Here is a 1,749-nt window from a genome sequence, read left to right as displayed (position 1 = left end):
AGACCGGGTGCGCGGAAATCGTCATCGTGCGTCCGCTGCCGCGGCGTCCGGCTCGCCCGCGGCGTCCGGCCAGTAGAAGCTGTCCGGGGTCTGCCGCTTCCCGAAGATGGCCTGGCCAACCCGCACGCAGGTGGCCCCCTCCTCGATGGCGACCTCGTAGTCGCCGGACATGCCCATGGAGAGCCCGCCGTCCCCGAGGAGGGCGGGGTCTTCGTCGCGGATCCGGTCGCGGACGGTGCGAAGCCGGACAAAGCACTCCCGGACGCGGGGAATGTCGGAGCTGAAGATCGCGAGCGTCATCAGCCCACGCACCCGGAGCGCGGAGAAGTTCGGAAGTTCGCGCAGAAAGCCCTCGACCTCCTCCGGGGGCAGGCCGTATTTTTGGGGCTCGGCCGAGGTGTTCACCTGGACGAACACATCGAGCCCCCGCCCGGCCGCCTGGAGCCGACGGTCGAGGGCGGCCGCGGCGCGGAGGGAGTCGAGGGCCTGAAACTCGCTCGCGAAGGCGGCGACGTCCCTGGCCTTGTTGGTTTGCAGGTGTCCGATGACGGACCAGGCGACGTCGAGGTCGGCCAGGTGCTCCGATTTGCGCTTCGCCTCCTGCACCTTGTTCTCGCCGAGCTCGCGGCACCCCGCCTGTACGGCGAGCCGGATGCGGTCCTCGGGCACCGTCTTGCTGACCGGCAGGAGCCGCACCTCGGCGGGGGCGCGGCCGACCCGCTCCGCGGCGGCGGCAATCTTGCCGCGCACCTCGGCGATGTTGCGGACGAACTCGTCGACGGAGGTCGCGGTGGGGAAGTCGTGGATGGGCAGCTCATCACCGATTTGCTTTGTCATAGGACAAAGTCTACCATGGTCCATGACAGGCCACTTCGGCCGTTAGGATCGGAAGCGAGACGAAAGGAGCCCCCATGACGGACACGACGAACACCACGGATCAGGCCAGCACCCTGGGCATCTCCGGTCGCACCGCTGACGACATCGCCACGAGCATCCGCTCGCTGATCGACCGTGGTGCCCTGAACGCCGGGGACTCGCTTCCCCCGGTCCGCGCCCTCGCGGACCAGCTCGGCGTGAACCGGAACACCACCCTGACGGCCTATCGCCTGCTCGTGCAGGCGGGGCTTGCCGAGACCCGCAGGCGCGCGGGCACGGTCATCACCGACCCCTTCCGGGAGGTCGAGGAGGAGGGCTACGCCCGCGACAGCGTGCTGCGCGACATTGGGGACGGCAACCCGGACCCCACCCTCCTCCCGAACCCGGCCGCGGTCCGGCTCGATGCGGCCGCCCCCCGGCTCTACGGCGAGACGACGATCGACCCCGCGCTCGCCGAGTGGGCGACCACCTGGATGGAGCGGGACCAGCCCCGCCCCCTCCGGCTCACCGTGACCGCCGGGGCCGTCGACGCCGTCGAGCGGCTGCTCGCCCAGGCGCTCACTCAGGGCGACGCGGTCGCGCTGGAGGACCCCTGCTACCTCACGAGCATCAGCACGATCCGGCAGAACGGCTACCGGGCGATGCCCGTCGAGATGGACGCCGACGGCATGCTCCCCGAGAGCCTGCGTGCCGCCCTCGAGGCCGGGTGCCGAGCGGTGGTCTGCACCCCGCGGGCGCACAACCCCACCGGGGCGAGCCTGACCCCGACCCGGGCCGCGAAGCTCCGGGCCGTGCTCGCGGACTTCCCCCGGGTGCTCATCATCGAGGACGATCACTTCGCGATGCTCTCCCCGGTGCCCTACGCCAGCGTCA

The 1,749-nt window shown here is 71.0% G+C and carries 2 protein-coding genes; one reads left to right on the top strand and one right to left on the bottom strand.

Annotated features, from left to right (window positions below; genetic code table 11):
* Positions 1-21 precede the first annotated feature (21 nt).
* Entirely contained in the window at positions 22-837 is an 816-nt protein-coding gene (locus OOT08_RS05515) for a YggS family pyridoxal phosphate-dependent enzyme (RefSeq protein ID WP_325091577.1), read from the bottom strand.
* Positions 838-911: 74 nt separating this feature from the next.
* On the opposite strand from OOT08_RS05515, the gene OOT08_RS05510 reads away from it, so the two are divergent.
* On the top strand, positions 912-1,749 hold an 838-nt coding region (locus tag OOT08_RS05510; protein WP_325091576.1), incomplete at its 3' end, for an aminotransferase class I/II-fold pyridoxal phosphate-dependent enzyme.

The sequence above is a fragment of the Leucobacter sp. M11 genome (assembly GCF_035726885.1).
In the GTDB taxonomy this organism is placed as follows: Bacteria; Actinomycetota; Actinomycetes; order Actinomycetales; family Microbacteriaceae; genus JAPFRB01.
Note: the sequence above shows the minus strand (reverse complement) of the source record. Positions and strands in the feature narration are given on the sequence as shown.